The 18,937-nt window shown below is 45.1% G+C and carries 17 protein-coding genes; 9 read left to right on the forward strand and 8 right to left on the reverse strand.

What is annotated here, in order from left to right; genetic code table 11:
• Together BTA30_RS06100 and BTA30_RS06105 are read right to left on the reverse strand one after the other, a co-directional pair.
• Positions 1-589, reverse strand: a 589-nt coding sequence (locus BTA30_RS06100) for a hypothetical protein (protein WP_076760379.1), incomplete at its 3' end; no start/stop codon positions are given.
• Between the two features lie 339 nt (positions 590-928).
• Positions 929-1,117 (reverse strand): YlaF family protein, encoded by a 189-nt coding sequence (locus tag BTA30_RS06105; RefSeq protein WP_076760380.1) that lies wholly within the window; start codon positions 1,115-1,117, stop codon positions 929-931.
• A gap of 155 nt (positions 1,118-1,272) precedes the next feature.
• On the opposite strand from BTA30_RS06105, the gene typA reads away from it, so the two are divergent.
• Together typA and BTA30_RS06115 are read left to right on the forward strand one after the other, a co-directional pair.
• Complete coding sequence (gene typA, locus BTA30_RS06110; RefSeq protein WP_076760381.1) at positions 1,273-3,111, forward strand: translational GTPase TypA; 1,839 nt, start codon at positions 1,273-1,275, stop codon at positions 3,109-3,111.
• Between the two features lie 57 nt (positions 3,112-3,168).
• Positions 3,169-3,492 (forward strand): YlaH-like family protein, encoded by a 324-nt coding sequence (locus BTA30_RS06115; RefSeq protein ID WP_076760382.1) that lies wholly within the window; start codon positions 3,169-3,171, stop codon positions 3,490-3,492.
• An 18-nt stretch (positions 3,493-3,510) separates the two neighbouring features.
• Here BTA30_RS06115 and BTA30_RS06120 read toward each other — a convergent pair whose 3' ends face one another.
• The 4 genes from BTA30_RS06120 to BTA30_RS06135 form a co-directional block, all read right to left on the reverse strand.
• The gene (locus BTA30_RS06120) at positions 3,511-4,020 is read right to left on the reverse strand and encodes a MarR family transcriptional regulator (protein ID WP_076760383.1); all 510 of its coding nucleotides are present in this window, start codon (positions 4,018-4,020) and stop codon (positions 3,511-3,513) included.
• A gap of 71 nt (positions 4,021-4,091) precedes the next feature.
• The gene (locus BTA30_RS06125) at positions 4,092-5,588 is read right to left on the reverse strand and encodes a monooxygenase (protein ID WP_076760384.1); all 1,497 of its coding nucleotides are present in this window, start codon (positions 5,586-5,588) and stop codon (positions 4,092-4,094) included.
• Positions 5,589-5,729: 141 nt separating this feature from the next.
• On the reverse strand, positions 5,730-5,936 hold the full coding sequence (locus tag BTA30_RS06130; protein WP_076760385.1) for a YlaI family protein: 207 nt from the start codon (positions 5,934-5,936) through the stop codon (positions 5,730-5,732).
• Between the two features lie 119 nt (positions 5,937-6,055).
• The gene (locus BTA30_RS06135; RefSeq protein WP_076760386.1) at positions 6,056-6,667 is read right to left on the reverse strand and encodes a YhcN/YlaJ family sporulation lipoprotein; all 612 of its coding nucleotides are present in this window, start codon (positions 6,665-6,667) and stop codon (positions 6,056-6,058) included.
• Between the two features lie 154 nt (positions 6,668-6,821).
• Between BTA30_RS06135 and BTA30_RS06140 the strand changes: the two genes are divergently transcribed.
• Positions 6,822-8,150 carry a PhoH family protein gene (locus BTA30_RS06140; protein ID WP_076760387.1) on the forward strand — a complete coding sequence of 443 codons (1,329 nt, stop codon included), beginning with the start codon at positions 6,822-6,824 and terminating at the stop codon, positions 8,148-8,150.
• A 75-nt stretch (positions 8,151-8,225) separates the two neighbouring features.
• Here the strand turns inward: BTA30_RS06140 and BTA30_RS06145 are convergent, their stop codons facing one another.
• A complete protein-coding gene (locus BTA30_RS06145) occupies positions 8,226-8,708 on the reverse strand; it encodes a hypothetical protein (protein WP_076760388.1) in 483 nt (160 codons plus the stop codon).
• Between the two features lie 117 nt (positions 8,709-8,825).
• Here BTA30_RS06145 and glsA point away from each other — a divergent pair, with 117 nt between their 5' ends.
• The 4 genes from glsA to pyc all read left to right on the forward strand — a co-directional run bounded on the left by glsA (position 8,826) and on the right by pyc (position 15,241).
• Positions 8,826-9,755: a glutaminase A gene (gene glsA, locus BTA30_RS06150; RefSeq protein WP_076760389.1), complete on the forward strand. Its 930-nt coding sequence runs from the start codon at positions 8,826-8,828 to the stop codon at positions 9,753-9,755.
• A 129-nt stretch (positions 9,756-9,884) separates the two neighbouring features.
• Complete coding sequence (locus tag BTA30_RS06155) at positions 9,885-10,166, forward strand: Fpa/YlaN family protein (RefSeq protein ID WP_076760390.1); 282 nt, start codon at positions 9,885-9,887, stop codon at positions 10,164-10,166.
• A 339-nt stretch (positions 10,167-10,505) separates the two neighbouring features.
• Complete coding sequence (locus tag BTA30_RS06160; protein ID WP_076760391.1) at positions 10,506-11,717, forward strand: FtsW/RodA/SpoVE family cell cycle protein; 1,212 nt, start codon at positions 10,506-10,508, stop codon at positions 11,715-11,717.
• Between the two features lie 77 nt (positions 11,718-11,794).
• Positions 11,795-15,241, forward strand: a complete 3,447-nt coding sequence (gene pyc, locus BTA30_RS06165) for a pyruvate carboxylase (RefSeq protein WP_076760392.1) — start codon at positions 11,795-11,797, stop codon at positions 15,239-15,241.
• A gap of 83 nt (positions 15,242-15,324) precedes the next feature.
• Here pyc and BTA30_RS06170 read toward each other — a convergent pair whose 3' ends face one another.
• The gene (locus tag BTA30_RS06170) at positions 15,325-16,239 is read right to left on the reverse strand and encodes a COX15/CtaA family protein (protein WP_076760393.1); all 915 of its coding nucleotides are present in this window, start codon (positions 16,237-16,239) and stop codon (positions 15,325-15,327) included.
• Between the two features lie 400 nt (positions 16,240-16,639).
• On the opposite strand from BTA30_RS06170, the gene cyoE reads away from it, so the two are divergent.
• Together cyoE and coxB are read left to right on the forward strand one after the other, a co-directional pair.
• Positions 16,640-17,566 carry a heme o synthase gene (cyoE, locus tag BTA30_RS06180; protein ID WP_076760395.1) on the forward strand — a complete coding sequence of 309 codons (927 nt, stop codon included), beginning with the start codon at positions 16,640-16,642 and terminating at the stop codon, positions 17,564-17,566.
• 276 nt (positions 17,567-17,842) lie between these two features.
• A complete protein-coding gene (coxB, locus tag BTA30_RS06185; RefSeq protein ID WP_076760396.1) occupies positions 17,843-18,910 on the forward strand; it encodes a cytochrome c oxidase subunit II in 1,068 nt (355 codons plus the stop codon).
• The last annotated feature ends 27 nt before the right edge of the window (positions 18,911-18,937 follow it).

Consider the following 18,937-nt stretch of genomic DNA (forward strand, 5'->3'; position numbering starts at 1 on the left):
CATAAATGGACTTTAGCTGCTCCTGCGTCAGCGAGCCGAAGAACGTGTCAAGCACTTTTGCTTCTTCTTCAGCAAGGCCCGCTTCTATGGCAAGATCGGCATCAAATCCGTACTCTCCGTCTTCTTCATAAATAGAGACGGACAAGGCGGTGATGACCTTGGAAACGGAATCCCAAACTTGTTCGACAGCAGCCGCTTCTTCTTCGGACAATCCTAATTCTTGGGCTTTTTCGCTGTCAAAGATCAGTTCCCCGTCTTTCACATAGAAAGATTGAGAGAGGATTTCAAGCTTTTCAGAAAGCAGGTCCCAAATCTTCTGAACGGCTGCAGCCTCCGTTTTGGTCAGCCCCAGCTGCTGCGCTTTTTCACTGTCAAACTGATATTCTCCATCTTCCACAATGATGGATTGAATGACAATTCCGAAAATTCTAGTTGCACCTTCATTTGCTCCAGCTTCGATTTTGTATGCCGCATCCTTGTTCTCCCCGGCGGCTTTAGCGGAGTTTGAAAAAGCCGTGCTGAATACGAGAAGCAGTGCAGCGGCAGTTAGAACGACTAACCTTACAATGTGTTTTACAATCTTTGTCATGCTTTTTCTCCTTCCTGCAATTTTTTGTAGCAGTTTTATTATAACGAGAGGAAAATTGAGAAAAAATAGGGAAAAGGAAGAGTTTTACCATAGTCCGATAGTGATTGCCGGACAGCTGGAAAAAAAGCTGAATCAGGCTTCCGTTTGTTCTTTTAAAAGAATTTAATCATCCTTCTGAAAATTGGAAATATAAACTTTAAATAAAAATCGTTGTATGATGTGTACTTTGATTTTCTTTATTAAGAACAATCTAACGGCGGGGTTTTTTTATAAAATGTAAAATGAGGGAGGCTTTTCGTCCAAGAAAAAAGCCCCTTTAGCCGTAAAGGAGCTTTGCGCTTACTCAAGTATGCCTTTTTCCCGCATTCTTTTTTTGAAGGTAAAACCAGTTCCCATAATGACGATAAGAATCGCAATGGCGATCATGACGCCGATCATGCTTTTCTCAGCGATTGCAACCCCGATCATCATAATGCTGATGACAGCGGCCAAAGCGAGCAGTAAGAAAATCCATTTGATTTGTTTCATTCTGTTTTACATCCCCTTTTTCAGTCTACTGTTAGTTTACAGAAAAACGGCCTGAATATAAAGGGGTCAGCCGGATGGAATATTGAAACAAATTGAAATAACTTCAATCCTCGGTTATAATATGAAAGTTATCTAAATTTTTAGGAGATGAAAACGTGAAACTTCGAGAAGACCTACGCAATATCGCTATTATCGCCCACGTTGACCACGGAAAAACGACGCTTGTAGACCAGCTTCTTCACCAGGCCGGTACATTCCGTGCGAATGAAAATGTGGCTGAGCGCGCCATGGATTCCAATGATTTGGAAAGAGAGCGCGGCATTACGATTTTGGCGAAAAATACAGCGATTAATTATAAAGAAACACGTATTAATATTTTGGATACTCCTGGACACGCAGACTTTGGCGGAGAAGTAGAACGGATCATGAAAATGGTTGACGGCGTTTTGCTTGTCGTTGACGCTTATGAAGGCTGCATGCCTCAGACCCGCTTTGTGCTGAAAAAAGCGCTTGAGCAAAACTTGACGCCGATCGTGGTAGTGAATAAGATCGACCGTGATTTTGCCCGGCCTGAAGAGGTTATTGATGAAGTGCTTGATCTTTTCATTGAGCTTGATGCAAATGAAGAGCAGCTTGAATTCCCTGTTGTGTATGCTTCGGCGATCAACGGCACCGCATCAGCAGATCCAAAAAAGCAGGATGAAAATATGGAAGCTCTATTTGAAGCGATTGTCGGCCATATTCCGAGTCCTGTCGACAACCATGAGGAGCCGCTGCAGTTCCAGGTGGCACTGCTTGACTACAATGATTATGTCGGCCGTATCGGGATCGGACGCGTATTCAGGGGTACGATGAAGGTCGGGCAGCAGGTTGCTTTAATGAAGCTTGACGGTTCTGCTAAGCCGTTCCGCGTAACAAAAATCTTTGGCTTCCAAGGATTGAAAAGGGTTGAGATTGAAGAAGCAAAAGCCGGTGACCTTGTCGCGGTATCAGGAATGGAAGACATCAACGTCGGTGAAACCGTCTGTCCGATCGATCATCAAGAAGCACTCCCTGTGCTTCGCATTGATGAGCCGACACTTCAAATGACTTTTGCCGTCAACAACAGTCCTTTCGCAGGCCGCGAAGGCAAATATGTGACGGCAAGAAAGATCGAAGAGCGTCTTGAACAGCAGCTGCAAACAGATGTTAGCCTCCGGGTCGATCCGACACCTTCACCGGATGCCTGGGTCGTCTCTGGACGCGGTGAGCTTCATTTGTCTATTTTAATCGAAAACATGCGCCGTGAAGGCTATGAATTGCAAGTGTCAAAACCTGAGGTCATCGTAAAGGAAATTGACGGCGTACGCTGTGAACCTGTTGAGCGCGTTCAAATTGACGTGCCTGAAGAAAACACAGGCTCTGTTATGGAATCAATGGGCGCCCGCAAAGGCGAAATGATCGACATGATCAACAGCGGAAACGGTCAGGTCCGCCTGATTTTCAATGTTCCTTCACGCGGTTTAATCGGCTATTCAACCGAGTTTCTTTCTCTTACACGCGGTTTTGGGATTTTAAATCATTCGTTTGACAGCTATCAGCCGATCGAGCCAGGCCAAGTCGGAGGCCGCCGTCAAGGGGTCCTCGTCTCAATGGATACAGGGAAAGCTTCAGCTTACGGTATTCAAGGCGTTGAAGAGCGCGGCGTCATTTTTGTTGAGCCTGGGACAGAAGTGTATGAAGGCATGATCGTCGGCGAACATAATCGTGAAAACGACCTTGTCGTCAACATTAACAAAATGAAGCAGCAGACAAACGTGCGTTCAGCTACAAAAGATCAAACAGTCAGCATGAAAAAACCGCGCATCATGTCGCTTGAAGAATCGCTTGAATACTTGAATGAAGATGAATATTGCGAAGTAACACCTGAGTCCATCAGATTAAGAAAGAAAATTCTTGATAAAAACGAACGGGAAAAAGCAGCGAAAAAGAAGAAGCTGGCAGGATTGTCGTAAAGTTTGCAGAACCTAAAAAAAGAGCAACCCAACTAAGCAAAGGGGAGGGGAATCTTTTTGACTGATGTAAGTGAACGGCTCTCATTTTTTGCCGCTCTTTATAAAGTGGATCAAAATCCTGAAGCGGGGATGTGGTGGCTCTATGCCACCATCTTCGTCCTGTCTGCCGTCGTCTTTAAATTGGGGTTTGCCAAACGGCTGCCGCTGTTCAAAACGGCAATCATCTATTTTTTTCTCGCTTTAGGCTGCACGTTCTTAACCTTTTTCGGCGTTTTTCTGCCGGTTGGGGAAGGGCTGATCGTAGCCGTCCTGATCCTTTCGATTTACAAAGTCCGTTTACATCGTTCTAAGAAGGAACAGGAAACAGGGACAAACCCTTAAAAAAGACATAGCCAAGGGCTATGTCTTTTTGATGTCTTCCGCCAAAAAATCAGTTGCTAATAAATCGTGGAACAGTCTTCTGGCAAAAAGGATTTCCTCTGATGAGTAGCGGCTTAAAAAGCGTTTGAAGCGGCCCTCAATTTTCTCGTGCTCCCGCTGGTGGATGATATGCACTTGTCTTCCTTTTTGACTTAAGCGAAAGTAAATTTCTTTTTTATTGTCGCTGAGCTGTGTTTTGATTATAAGGTCTTTTTTGATCAGCTTTGTGCTGATTCTTGATATAGTCGCCTTCGAAAATTCCATTTTCTCGGCAATCGACGTGACATTGATGGGTTCATTGTCACCAATGCAGGAGATCGTATGAATGTCAGACATGTTTAATTTCAGCTCGGATCCCAATTCGCGCTCCATCTGTTCGATCTCTTCAGTAATTCTTTCTTTCATGAGACTTTCTTGTTGTTCCTGCTGATGGATAAGCTTGATATACATGTCAAAAATCTCTTGCTTGGCGTGTGTTAAATATTCCATGCAGAAAGCCGGCTCCTTTGGTCCATTTTCTGCTATGATTATATCATTTTGTTGCGCGTGAAACAAAGTGGCTATGCTGACTGAATGTGAACATTTCCGCACCAGCGCCGAATTCCGTCTGCAATCCATTGTTCAGACTCTGCTTGAGAGCGGCTGACTGCCCAGGCAACATGACCGTCGGGACGGATCAAGGCTGCTTTAACATCATCCCATTCCGGCCGGTCATCAATCGCTTTTGCTCTGATGATTCGGACGTGAGGAAGATCTGGAAGTTTGATTTGCTCTTCTCCAAACGTCACATATAAAAAGCTTCCTTTATGAAGGAATGAGTAAAGGTGTTTGGTATTGCCGCCAGCAAGCGTAAGTTCAAAATCGGGAAGCCGCTTTCCGTTTAGGTGATGTTCGGGCATCTTTTCATCAGCTTCATAATCTACGCTGAGAGCCGTAATTTGTTCTGCGAGATATCGGTTCACATCTGGGAAAGTCAGGAGGCTGGACAATAAGTCGCGGAGGTAAAGCCCTTCTCGTGTAAAATCAAACAGTTTTGTTTGAATTTGCGTATTGCGGAGAAGCTCTGCTCCAACGGGATGCCTTTCCGTGTGGTAGGTGTCAAGAAGCCAGTCGGAAGACCGTCCGTTGATGACGGCGGCAAGCTTCCAGCCGAGATTCATCGCGTCTTGGAGGCCTACGTTCAGACCTTGTCCTCCAGCTGGGAAATGAATGTGTGCGGCATCTCCCGCCAAGAATAATCTTCCTGAGCGATAACATTCCGCCAGCCGGCTGGCATTTCCAAAACGGGACATCCAAACAGGATGATTGATACCGAAATCGGTCCCGCAGATGCTGGTGATATCCTTTTTTAATTCTTCCAATGTGACAGGTTCATGCAGCAATGGCTGGGGCTTGTGCGATGCCATGCTGATCACGCGGTAGATGCCGGGTGACAAAGGTACGATGACGACGGCGCCTTCCTGATTGATGCATGTATGAAAGTGAGATTTCGGCGGATTTTCCAGCGCGACATCCCCGAGTTTGGCGGTCACGCTTGCATCCGTTCCGAAAAAAGCGATCTCCGCCTGTTTACGGACGGTGCTTCCCGCTCCGTCTGCGCCGACGATATATGACGCCGTTAAAAACGACAGACCATCAGGGCCTTGGACGACAAGCTCAGCACTTTCTTCACGTTGACGGACAGCCAATACCTCATGACCGCGAAGAATGCAAACACCGAGATGTTGCACGTGTTCTTCAAGCACTTTCTCAGTCTCAGTTTGAGGGATAAACAGTGTATAATTTGCCCGTGTATCGAGCACAGAGAAATCCAAAGCCTGGTTAAGCCCTGCAAAGTGACCGGCGGGAAGCGGCCTGCCTTTTTCCTTGAATCGTTCAGCGAGGCCCCTCATTTCCAATATTTCGATTGAACGCGGGTGAAGAGTCAGCGCTTTTGAATAGTGGGAAGGCGTATGACGCCGTTCAATGATACATGTGCGGACTCCGGCCAGCGCCAGTTCGGAAGCTGTCATCAAACCGACGGGGCCTCCTCCTACAATGAATACATCAAAATCCATATCAATCACTCCTTTTTTGTTACGATAGAAACAATTTAAAAATAATACAAATCAAAATGTTTATCAACCATTTTGATTTATTTTGTTTCGTTCGTAACAAAAAAGTATAAAAAAAGACATGAACGCTCGTCCATGTCTTTTTTATGACTTTACCTGCTCTTTTTCTTTTCTGTGCGGATATAATTTAAAGCGGCCGGTTTTTATCCGGTTCTCTGTTTTTCGTTTGATTCGTTCGTGGCATTCATCACACAAATAGGTATGTATAGGCCGATTTCGAAGCCGTTTGGCAATTTGTGTGTCATCATCGATTTTGTCGATTTTGTCGCATAATGAACACTTTACCCTCACTTTTTTCACCTCGCTTATGCTTCATTATATCACTAATGAAGGCGGCAAATAAATTTTCAGCAGAAAAAAGGAAAAAGCTCATGCCGTCAAGAAAGGTAAAGGCACAAGCTTTTTTGCCGTTATTGTCTGTTTTTCATATGCTTATTTGATTGATCATTCTGCTGTTTTTCAAGCTGTTTTTGCCTGTTGTCATTCAGCTGGTCATTGTTTGACTTGGTCGGATTTGTTTTTTGGTCGTCTGTCGCATCATTCGGCACTTCTGGAAGAACGCGTCCAACAATCGCTGCCAGTTCATCAAGGATGCCTTTAACAGGTCGTCCTGCCTGAATTTCTCTTCCCATTGCCCTGAGGCGGTTAACGGTGTCGGGATCTGCTACGACGGCCGCGTTTGCACCGTAAGGATCATCTTGCAGGGCTTCTGCGACCGAATATTTAATCGATTCGACTTTACTGCGTTCCAAATTATCTTTTACATCAATTCCAACGACGGCAAGCCTCCCGAGGACAATGGCGGTAGCGTCATTTACACCGGGAACGTTTTCGGTTATTTTGACAAGACGCCTTGATATGGCCTGCCCGTCTTCTCTGTTTACTGGCTCTTGAGCGGTATTTTTCACATGAATCGGCCTGTTGCCCGGCAGTTCATTTGCTTCGTTTTGGGCATTGTTTTGAATGCCGCAGGCTGAAAGCAGAATAGCGGTTTGAATGAAGATCAAAAAAATGATTCGCACTTGAGCTTGCCTCCTTAAAAATGCTTTCAATATTTTTATTGTTGAATTAACCTTCTATCTTTATTCACAAAAACATATATTTTAGCGGGCGCTCCATCAGCTTTTAACCCGCTTAAGAATAAAAGGCTAAAAATCCTGATCAGGAGGCGAAAGATTGAGTAAAATTTATGTGCTAGATACGAATGTGCTATTGCAGGATCCGAATTCAATCTTTTCTTTCGAAGATAATGAGGTTGTCATTCCGGCTGTCGTATTGGAGGAAGTCGATTCAAAGAAACGTTACATGGATGAAATTGGGAGGAATGCAAGACGCGTATCTAAACTGATAGATGATTTGCGCTTAAAAGGAAGACTGTATGAAAACGTGCCCCTTCACAATGGGGGGAGTATCAGAATCGAACTCAACCACCGCTCCTTTCAGCAGCTTCAGGATATTTTTATAGAAAAAACAAACGACAACCGCATATTAGCAGTGGCGAAAAACCTGAGCCTTGAAGAAGAAACAAAAGAAGGCGGGCGTCCCGTCATACTCGTCAGCAAAGATATGCTGATCCGCGTTAAAGCCGATGCCATCGGCTTGATGTCCGAGGATTTTTTGCATGACAGGGTTGTTGACAATGATGATATATACAGCGGATTTACCGAAATGTACATCCAAACCGATCAGATGAATTCATTTTATGAGAACCACTATTTGCCGCTTGACGGGATCAGCAGTGAACCGCTTTGTCCGAACCAGTTTATCGTCATGAAGGATGCGCTCGGCAGTTCATCCTCTGCGATCGGAATCGTTGATCAACGTGGAAAAGCCGTCAAAAAGCTGATTTTCGATCAGGAACAGGTTTGGGGCATCCGTTCGAGAAATGTACAGCAGACGATGGCGCTGGAACTTCTTTTAAGACAAGACATTCCGCTTGTAACGTTGATCGGAAAAGCCGGCACCGGGAAAACACTGCTTGCCTTGGCTGCGGGCCTGCTGCAGACGGAGGACTTGGGTCATTTCAAAAAGCTGGTCGTCACTAGACCGATCGTCCCTGTCGGCAAGGATATCGGCTATCTTCCCGGGGAAAAAGAAGAAAAGCTTCGTCCTTGGGTGCAGCCGATTTTTGATAACCTGGAATATTTGTTTAATGCCAAAAAGCCCGGGGAGCTTGATGATATTTTAGCTGGAATGGGCTCCATTCAAGTGGAAGCCCTCACATATATTCGGGGCAGAAGCATTCCTGATCAATTCATTATCATTGATGAGGCCCAAAACCTGACCAAGCATGAGGTTAAAACGCTTCTTACACGAGTCGGGGAAGGCAGCAAAATCGTATTGATGGGGGATACAGAACAGATTGACCATCCGTATCTGGATGCGATGAATAACGGTTTGGCTTATGTTGTGGAGCGCTTTAAAGAACAAAAGATTTCCGGAAACGTGAAGCTTTTAAAAGGGGAGCGTTCAGGACTTGCAAGGCTTGCAGCCGATTTGCTGTAAAGAAAAAACCTGGAGGTCATCCAGGTTTTTCAGCCTGCCTGAGGTTTGAACGGTGAACATCCGTTTTCAGGCCGATTATATCATGTGAATTTCTTTTACATGTTTAATCGGATTCGAGCGGTTTGAACCGTCTTCAAAATAGACATGTACAGGACCGTCTTCTGTCAGAGGCTTCCCCTTTTTGCTGAAACAGAGAATCGCCCGGCAAGCTTCTTCAATCGAGATTGAAAACTCATCATGCTCTGTTTTAAAGAGACACTGAACAGCGGATTCAGACACCTCCGCGTTTTTTAAAAACGGTTCAAGCCTGATCGCAAATGTACCATCAAGCAGTTTTTCTTTTTCATATTTCTTCTCTGATTTCAGTGTCGGCGGCGCTACAGCCCCCTCCCTGATTAAGCGCTCCCGGTCAATCTCCAGCTCTTCGGCCTCATGATGATCGGCTCCTTGACTTGAAAAAAACTGATCGAGATCGAATTTTCGGTCGTCAAAAATCCATACGCTTGGATCGAGTGTAATCGGATATTTTACTTTCCCTGTAATCGTCACTATCTCCATTTCTTTACCACTCCCTCACAGCGATTATAAGCGCTTTCTTTCGAATTGTCACTTCTCATAACAACGGCTTTCTTAGGGAAAGCTAAGAGAAAAGACGCTCGGATGGAGGGAAAAAACGTGAACTGCCGGCATAATGAAGAGCTCGAATATTTTGTCGCGGAAGCAAAAAAAGTAACCGGCGAAGGGAAGGTCGCATCTTACATACCGGCTTTGGCCGAATTATCAGAAGATGATTTGTCAGTCGCGGTCTACTATACGGACGGGACATGTGTTTCTGCGGGAGATGTAGAAAAAGCCTTCACGCTTCAAAGTATTTCAAAGGTACTGTCGCTCGCTCTTGTTTTAATCGACCACGGCCCGGAAAAAGTGTTCCATTATGTAGGACAAGAGCCGACAGGTGATCCGTTCAACTCCATCATCAAACTTGAAACCGTCAATCCGGGCAAGCCGCTGAATCCGATGATAAACGCCGGCGCATTAGTGGTGACAAGCATGATAAAAGGAACGACGACATCTGACAAAATCACCAAGCTCCTCGATTTTGTCAGAACGCTTGCGAATAACCCGGGCATCACCTTTTGTGAAAAGGTCGCGGAATCCGAGTTTAAAACTTCGATGGTCAATCGGGCGATGTGCTATTATATGAAAGAGCATGGTATCTTTCAGGCAAAAGTCGAAGATGTCATGGATGTTTATACAAAGCAATGCGCCATTGAAATGAACAGTCTTGACCTGGCTAAAATCGGCTGTGTCTTTGCCTTGAACGGCAAGCATCCCGAAACAGGGGAGCAGATCATTTCGAAAGATATCGCCAGAATCTGCAAAACGTTTATGGTCACATGCGGCATGTACAATGCCAGCGGCGAATTTGCGATTAAAATCGGCATACCTGCAAAAAGCGGTGTCTCGGGGGGGATTATGGGGCTGGCCCCATACCGCTTTGGCATCGGAATATTCGGTCCGGCTTTGGATGAAAAAGGAAACAGCATTGCCGGAATCCGGCTGCTTGAGCTCTTATCTGCTAATTACAGTTTAAGCATTTTTTAAGAGGCCGGCGGAATGGAGAAGCCATTTATGAAATACAGCGAAAGGGCAGAAATAGCTTGCTTTTTTTTAGTATAGGCTTTATTATAAATAGAAGAATTAGGTACTCGCCTGGGGAACGGAGGGATACTTTTGGCGTCTGAGATTATAGTCGACCATCGTGAAAAAGCACTTGCCTTGTTAAAACGTGATGCTGATAAAATCTTGAAGCTGATTCAAGTGCAAATGGACAACTTAACGATGCCTCAATGTCCTCTTTATGAAGAGGTTTTAGATACACAAATGTTCGGACTCTCTAGAGAAATTGACTTCGCTGTCCGCCTTGGATTGGTAGATGAAGAAGAGGGAAAAGATTTGCTTTACAGGCTGGAGCGTGAATTGTCTGCATTGCATGATGCATTTACAAAAAAATAAATGAATCACTCAGTAGAACTACTTTAGTCTGAGTCAGCTTGTCGACGATGATGTCTGTGAAAACAGACTGCCGACAGGCTTTTTTTATTATGTTCACCAGAATGAAATCGTCCTTTTCATCGTTTATGGAGGAATGGACATTGTTTATGACGAATAAACGAAGACACATACTTTGCCGATAAAAAAACAGAACTGCAATTGTGCACCGAAAGACGGACTTTCTTTCTGAAGAATATCGAAGTTTATAAAAGGGTATCCTTCGTTCTTTTTAAGAAATTGTAGTAAAATAACGAAGGAGCTATCACAAACATTTTGAAGGCAAGTAAGGAAGAGGATAATATGTTAAAAAGAATGCTCAAATCCTATGATTATTCATTAATTTTTGCTGTATTTCTCCTGTGCGGGTTCGGTCTCGTCATGGTATACAGCTCAAGCATGATCACAGCGGTGACAAGATACGGAAAGGAGAGCGACTTCTTTTTTGACAGGCAGCTCATGTTTTTGGCGCTCGGAATGATCATCTTTTTGTTCATGGCGCTTTTTCCGTATAAGGCTTTTGCCAATCAAAAATTTCAAAAGATTTTGCTGCTCGTTTCTGTTCTCGCCTTGTTCGCGCTGTTTCTTGTCGGCCATGTGGCCGGGAACGCCCAAAGTTGGTTCAGAATCGCAAACTACGGCATCCAGCCGGGGGAGTTTGCCAAGCTGACCGTTATCTTGTATCTTTCTTCCGTTTATGCCAAAAAACAAAGCTATATTGACAACTTGGGAGCTGGAATCGCCCCCCCTGCGATCATCACGCTCTTCATTTGCGCATTGGTTGCCGTTCAGCCCGATATCGGGACGGCTTCCATTATCGGATTGATTGCTTTGTGCATTATTCTGTGCTCGGGATTCAGCGGGAAAACGCTGCTTAAACTCGTCCTTTTGACAGGTATTGTTCTTCTGCTTGTCAGTCCCCTGATTTTATTAAATTTGGACAACATCTTAACGGAAGGGCGGCTGAACCGTTTTGAAAGCTATCAAAACCCTTTCAAAGACGCAAAAGGTTCAGGATTTCAGGTCGTGAATTCCTACCTTGCGATCGGTTCGGGAGGACTGTTTGGCCTAGGGCTTGGAGAGAGTGTACAAAAGTACGGATACTTGCCTGAAACGCATACCGACTTTATCATGGCGATCATCGCCGAAGAGCTTGGCATTTTTGGCGTCTTGTTTGTCGTGCTGCTGCTCGGTTTCATCGTTTTAAAAGGATTTTATATCGCCAGGAAATGCGATGATCCGTTTGGCAGCCTGCTTGCAATCGGAATATCAAGCATGATCGCCATCCAGTCGTTCATAAACTTAGGAGGCATCTCCGGTTTGATTCCTTTGACAGGGGTTACGCTCCCGTTTATCAGCTATGGCGGTTCTTCGCTCGTCGTGCTGATGGCAAGCGCGGGGATATTGGTGAATATCAGCATGTTTAATGATTATTTTGATCGGTACAAACGAAAACAGCCTGTCAATACTACAAAAATCAAAGAAAATCAATATAAAAAAAGTATAAATTTTTAAAAAACTAAGCGTGTACAGGCATGCTGGATTCATTTAGAATAGATACATACTTAAAACAGCGGATGAGGGGGAACGACATGTCACAACAGTCTATACAAAAAGTTCTTGTTGCAAACAGAGGGGAAATCGCAATTCGCGTTTTTCGCGCTTGTACAGAACTGAATATCCGTACGGTAGCCATCTATTCTAAAGAAGACAGCGGATCATATCACAGATACAAAGCGGATGAAGCATATTTGGTTGGCGAAGGGAAAAAGCCGATCGATGCTTACCTCGATATTGAAGGGATCATTGAGATTGCCAAGCGCAACCATGTGGACGCCATCCATCCCGGATACGGCTTTCTATCTGAAAACATCCAATTTGCCAAGCGATGTGAAGAGGAAGGGATCATCTTTATAGGACCGACCTCAGAACATTTGGATATGTTCGGAGACAAAGTCAAAGCCCGTGAACAGGCTGAAAAAGCTGGAATCCCTGTGATCCCGGGAAGCGACGGGCCTGTGGCCGATATAGGGGATGTAAAGCGCTTTGCGAAAGAGTACGGCTATCCGTTTATTATTAAAGCGTCTCTTGGCGGCGGAGGCCGCGGCATGCGGATTGTCAGAGAAGAGTCTGAGCTCCAGGAATCTTATGACCGTGCAAAATCAGAAGCGAAAGCCGCTTTTGGAAATGATGAAGTCTATGTGGAAAAGCTGATTGAAAAGCCGAAGCATATTGAAGTTCAAGTGATCGGAGACAAAGAAGGAAATGTGGTGCACCTTTATGATCGGGATTGTTCTGTGCAAAGGCGTCATCAAAAGGTCATCGAAGTGGCGCCGAGCGTTTCCCTCTCCGATTCACTCAGGGAAAACATTTGCGACGCAGCTGTTGCACTTGCGAAAAACGTCGACTATGTCAATGCGGGCACAGTCGAATTCTTAGTCGCAAACGATGAGTTTTTCTTTATTGAAGTTAATCCGCGCGTTCAGGTTGAGCACACCATTACAGAAATGGTGACAGGCGTCGATATCGTTCAGACGCAGATTATGATTGCCGGCGGACTCAGCCTGAAAAGCGCTGAAGTCAGCATCCCGAATCAAGACGCCATTACCCTGCACGGATACGCGATTCAGTCAAGGGTGACAACTGAGGACCCGTCAAACAACTTTATGCCTGACACAGGAAAGATTATGGCATACCGCTCAGGAGGAGGATTCGGGGTTCGCCTTGATACGGGAAACAGTTTTCAGGGGGCCGTGATTACGCCTTATTATGACTCTCTGCTCGTAAAGCTTTCAACATGGGCCCTGACGTTCGAACAGGCGGCCGCCAAAATGGTCCGAAACCTTCAGGAATTCCGGGTCAGAGGAATCAAAACCAACATTTCTTTCCTTGAAAATGTCGCCAAGCACGAAAAATTCCTGACCGGACAATACGATACTTCTTTTATTGATTCAACGCCTGAGCTCTTTGTGTTTCCAAAACAAAGAGACCGCGGCACAAAAATGCTGACGTATATCGGCAATGTAACGGTGAACGGATTCCCTGGAATCGACAAGAAGAAGAAGCCGGAATTTGACAAGCCGCAGATCATCAAAACAAATGTGGATCAGCCGCTTGCCGACGGTACGAAACAGATCCTTGATGAACGGGGGGCAGAGGGACTCGTCAAGTGGGTGAAAGACCAGCAAGAAGTCCTTCTCACCGATACGACGTTCCGCGATGCCCATCAGTCATTGCTCGCGACAAGAATCCGCACGCATGACCTAAAGAAAATTGCCAACCCGACAGCGGCGGTCTGGCCTGAACTGTTCAGCCTTGAAATGTGGGGCGGGGCTACCTTTGATGTAGCATACCGTTTCTTAAAAGAGGACCCTTGGAAAAGGCTTGAAGAAATGCGAAAAGAGATTCCGAACACGATGTTCCAAATGCTTTTGAGGTCGTCAAATGCCGTCGGATATAAAAACTACCCTGACAACCTGATTAAAAAGTTCGTCAGTGAATCGGCGGAAGCCGGAATCGATGTGTTCCGTATTTTTGACAGCCTGAACTGGGTTAAAGGCATGACGCTTGCGATTGATGCGGTCCGTGACACAGGAAAACTCGCCGAAGCAGCGATCTGTTATACCGGCGACATTCTTGATCCGAACAGAACGAAATATAATCTTGAGTACTATACTTCGATGGCCAAGGAGCTTGAAGCGGCCGGAGCCCACATTCTCGGCATTAAGGATATGGCAGGTCTGTTACGGCCTCAGGCAGCTTATGAGCTGGTGTCCGCATTGAAAGAGTCGATCGACATACCGATCCATCTGCACACACATGATACGAGCGGCAATGGCATTTACATGTATGCCAAGGCGATTGAAGCGGGTGTTGATATCGTCGATGTGGCGGTAAGTTCAATGGCGGGGTTAACTTCCCAGCCAAGTGCAAGCTCGCTTTATCATGCGCTTGAAGGGGATAAACGCCGTCCGCGGCTGAATGTTGATGCAGTTGAATCTTTGTCTCAATATTGGGAATCGGCCAGAAAATACTACAGTGAGTTTGAGAGCGGAATGAACGCGCCTCATACCGAAATTTACAAGCATGAAATGCCTGGCGGCCAATACAGCAATCTTCAGCAGCAGGCGAAAGGAGTCGGTCTCGGCGACCGCTGGAATGAAGTGAAAGAGATGTACAGCCGGGTCAACCATCTGTTTGGAGATATTGTAAAGGTTACACCGTCATCCAAAGTGGTAGGGGATATGGCGCTTTACATGGTGCAAAATAAGCTGACTGAAAAAGACATCTTTGAAAGAGGAGAATCCCTTGATTTCCCTGATTCAGTCGTCGAGCTTTTTAAAGGTTATCTCGGACAGCCTCACGGCGGGCTCCCTGAGAAGCTGCAAAAGCTGATTTTGAAAGGGCAGGAGCCGATTACCGTCCGTCCTGGAGAACTGCTTGAACCGGTTTCTTTTGCTGACTTGAAAGCTGAATTTTTAGAAAAGCATGATGCTGAGCTTACGGATCAGGATGCTGTCGCATATGCGCTATATCCAAAAGTGTTTACAGAGTATGTCAAAACGGCAGAGCTGTACGGGGATATTTCCGTACTGGATACACCGACCTTTTTCTACGGCATGACGCTCGGTGAAGAGATTGAAGTCGAGATTGAAAGAGGAAAAACGCTGATCGTTAAACTGGTCTCAATCGGCGAACCCCGTCCTGATGCGACCAGAATCGTCTATTTTGAACTGAATGGACAGCCTCGTGAAGTGGTCATTAAAGATGAGAGCATTAAATCGTCTGTTCACCAAAAAGTCAAAGCAGACCGTTCAAACCCTAATCATATCGCGGCTTCCATGCCGGGAACGGTGATTAAGCTTCTCATTGGAAAAGGCGATAAAGTCAATAAAGGCGATCATTTGATGATCAACGAAGCGATGAAAATGGAAACGACTGTCCAGGCTCCGTTTTCAGGAACGATTGAGAACATTCATGTTGCCAACGGAGAAGCCATTCAAACCGGTGATCTTCTCCTTGAAATGAAAAAAATCTAAGTAACTGTGCCGCCGGCTTTAGTCGGCGGCCTTTTCTCTAGCATGAAAAAAAGCCCCTGTTTCCATACAGGGGCTTTTGGCGTTTATTTTTGTGTTTTGGCTTGACAGCGGTAGCGGACAACCAGCAGCAGGAAGTAGCAGAGAATCCCGAACAAACAAGAAATAAAGAATGCGTGGGCAAGCGCGAATCCCAGGTCCAGGCGGCTCAGGACAACCATCACTCCTGACGCTGCCTGAAGAATGATTAGAATCAGGGATATGATCCAGCCCCAATAAATCCGTTTTTGGTTTTTATAATGTTTTGCAGCATGAATCACAGCTATGATAATCCAGGCGAAAAGAAGGAATGCGGCTGCTCTGTGGCCCATCTGCACCCATTCATGAAACTTCGTCGGCAGCCAGCCGTTCGCCGTGCTGCACATCGGAAAATCGAGGCAGGCAAGGCTTGAGGTCGTATGCCGGACATAGGCACCTGTATAAACAACGATATATGTGTATATAATGGTTCCTATTATATGAAACTGCATGGTTTTTCCTATATAAAAAGCTTCGGCTTTTTCCCGGCTGTCAGCTTCAAAGAGCAGGAGCGTCAGAAGCAGAACTGAAGCGAAGGAAATAAGCGAAATACCAAAATGCAGCGCCATGATTAAATCTGATGACCCGAACACAACGGCTGCGGCTCCCAAAAGGGCCTGAAGAATGAGAAAGATTACCGACATAATGGCGAGAAATTTCGTTTCTCTAATATGGCCGATTTTTTTCCAGGACCAAATGGCGAGGGCGAGCACGAGAATCCCGGAAGTTCCGCTGACAAACCTGTGGCTCCATTCAATGATCGATTCCAACGTTAAAGCCGGGAATATGCTTCCATTGCAGAGCGGCCATGATCTGCCGCAGCCCATTCCCGAGCCTGTCTTCGTGACGAGCGCTCCGCCGATCAGCACGAAGAGCATGGCAATGGTTGTGATAATTCCCAAGCCTTTTAATGCTTTATTCATATAAACTCAATTCTCCTTTTAATGCAAACTGACTAAAAAAATGATAATCCACCTTCAAGTTTAAGCGAATTGATGTTCTGGTGCAATTCATAATCCTGATTGTTCACAAAAATGCAATAGAAGGAGTTCACATTTTTCTTGGATTTGAAGACTTGATTATTCTGGTTTCGTTTGATAGAACTATATTTGAATGACGGTGGTTTTTCGCCCTTGTTCACAATTTTTCCTTCATCTGTAATGGAAGTCATAAAAAGTTCACAAATATAAACCGGTTTGTCGATTAATATTTAATAGGCTGTTTTTTTCCAACCGGTAATCTTGTATGATAGAGTTGTAGGTTTTTTATGAATATACCGCTTCTCTTGACGTGATGAAGGTTTGAGTAAGGGGGGTTAATATTATGGCTGAATCCAGAATTACAGCTGATACAGCAATGAATGGACAAATAGAAGAAACGACAGCATGGAAGGATTTCCTCGCCCTTATCAAAGTCGGGATTGTTTACTCAAACCTGATAACAACTTTTACGGGTATGTGGCTCGCTTTTTATTTATCTAATCTGAGCTTTTTAGGAAACCTGGATATCGTGCTGTTCACTTTAGCTGGATCATCGCTGATTATCGCAGGGTCATGCGTCATCAACAACTATTATGACCGCGATATTGACCAGCTTATGCAGCGGACGAAAACAAGGCCGACTGTGACTGGCAAAATCCAGCCTTCACAGGCGCTGTGGTTTGGCATTTTGCTGATTGCACTCGGTTTTATCATGCTGCTTATGACCACGGTGACTGCTGCTGTCGTAGGGTTTGTCGGCGTCTTTACGTATGTTTTTCTTTATACGATGTGGTCAAAGCGCCGCTATACCATCAATACGATTATCGGAAGCATATCGGGAGCTGTTCCTCCTCTGATCGGGTGGACCGCTGTCCAAGGCTCCATCGGTGTGGAGGCATGGGTGCTGTTTTTAATTATGTTTATTTGGCAGATCCCTCACTTTCTCGCGCTTGCGATTAAGAAAACGGAGGACTACAGAGCCGCAAACATCCCGATGCTGCCCGTTATACATGGTTTTGAAGTGACGAAAAGACAAATTATCATTTGGATTGCCTGCTTAATGCCGCTGCCGTTTTTCCTTGGCGGACTTGGCTTGCCGATCGTGATTTTGGGCACAGTATTAAATATCGGTTGGCTCATTTGCGGCCTTATCGGCTTCAGAAGTAAAAATGTCATGAAGTGGGCAACGCTCATGTTTGTATATTCATTAAATTACTTGACCATTTTTTTCGTGGCCATGGTCGTATTTACACTTTTTAAAATTGGATAGAACTCTATAATTCATCACATTGAAGGCTATCACTTAACACTTCAAGCAGACAACAATCATGTAAAAGCCGCCTTATCGATTTTTCGATTATGTTTATAGGCGGCTTTACGTTCATACATAGATGGTATTTTGAGTAAAAAACCTCATTATTTAAGAAAAGAGGAAATGTAAGTGCTTTAATTTAGGGTAGGGAGTCAGGTGGATGAATGGGGTGTCCTATAAAAGCTTAAGTAGTGAAAGTTCCAAAAGGATTGATTGAAAAGGGGTTGGGATGAAATGTTAAAAAAATGGCGTCTGATTTCGCTGTTCACTATTTTGGCGCTCGTTTTAACAGGGTGCGGAGAACCGTTTTTATCAACGCTGAAGCCTGCGGGAGAAGTGGCTGATAAGCAATATTTCTTAATGGTTCTCAGCACGCTGATCATGGTGGTCGTCGTTGTAGTGGTGAGCTTCATATTTGTGTTTGTCATCGTGAAATACAGAAGGTCTAAGCTCGGTGATGACCACATGCCGAAACAGGTAGAAGGAAACCGCAATTTAGAAATCTTATGGACTGTTATTCCGATTCTTCTTCTTCTTGTCCTTGTCGTACCTGTTGTCGCACAGACATTTGATTTGGCGGATACAAAGCCGATGGATAAGAAAAACAGAGACCCTGAGAAAGCGCTGGTCGTCAATGTCAGGGCAAACCTGTACTGGTGGGAATTCGAGTATCCTGATTACGGCGTTGTAACAAGCCAGGAACTGGTTGTGCCGACAGATGAACGCGTTTATTTTAAACTGAAAGCCTCGGATGTCAAGCATTCATTCTGGGTGCCTTCAGCCGGCGGAAAAGTTGACACGAATACAGACAACGAAAACAAATTCTTCTTGACGTTCGATTCAAAACGGGCCAAAGACGCGGGTGAATATTTTTACGGCAAGTGTGCTGAACTTTGCGGGCCATCCCACGCTTTAATGGATTTTAAAGTTAAAGCGGTTTCTAAGGATCAGTTCAATAAGTGGATGAACAAGATGGAAAACTATGATGCGAAGCCGAAAACAGACCTTGCTGTTGAAGGAGAAAAAGTCTTCAAAGAGAAGAACTGCCTAAGCTGTCATGCGACCGATTCAAAGGATCAAAGGGCAGAGGCCGCCAGAACGGCGCCGAATCTCGCGACCTTTGGAGAAAGGTCAAAAATTGCCGGTGTCAAGGAGTTTAATGATGAGAACCTAAAGGCATGGCTCAAGGATCCTGAAAGCATTAAACCGGGCAATAAGATGACCGGAACATACCCTGATTTAAATGAGAGGGAACTTGATGCATTGACTGAATATCTCAAGGGGTTAAAAACGGAAGACTAACGCTTCAAAGGGAGAATGAGGGAGGTT

This window comes from Bacillus swezeyi (genome assembly GCF_001969815.1).
In the GTDB taxonomy this organism is placed as follows: Bacteria; Bacillota; Bacilli; order Bacillales; family Bacillaceae; genus Bacillus; species Bacillus swezeyi.